Here is a 343-nt window from a genome sequence, read left to right as displayed (position 1 = left end):
ACGACCAGGTCGTCGGACTTGACCTGGTTGGCCGCATCGGTGACGGTGACGGTGAACTTGTCGGTGACGGAGTCGTCGCCGGCGGTGTGGTTCTTGGCCGTCCCATCCTGCTGGTAGCTATAGGTGATCTTGCCGGTGGCCGGGTCGTAGCCAGTCAGCGTGAGCTTGCCTTCGGTGCCGTTGACGACGACCGGGGTGGTGCCCAGCGCCTGCAGGTCGGCCACGGTGAGGGTGACGTTGCCGATCTTGACGGTGGCCAGGCCTTCCGGTGCGGAGACGGTCAGTTCGCCGGTGACCGGCTGCGTGGCGTTCTCGGCGATGCTGACGTTGCCGGCATCGGCGC

Annotated in this window: 1 protein-coding gene; it reads right to left on the bottom strand. The window is 66.8% G+C overall.

Translation table 11 applies throughout. The features are described from left to right. Positions 1–343 (bottom strand): VCBS domain-containing protein (locus IB257_RS31430; protein ID WP_192493338.1); only part of this gene is annotated, 343 nt, incomplete at both ends.

The sequence above is a fragment of the Achromobacter sp. ACM03 genome (assembly GCF_014851665.1).
GTDB classification, from domain to species: Bacteria; Pseudomonadota; Gammaproteobacteria; order Burkholderiales; family Burkholderiaceae_B; genus Achromobacter; species Achromobacter aegrifaciens.
The sequence above is the reverse complement of the archived record's forward strand: the minus strand, read 5'-3'. Positions and strand labels throughout refer to the sequence as shown.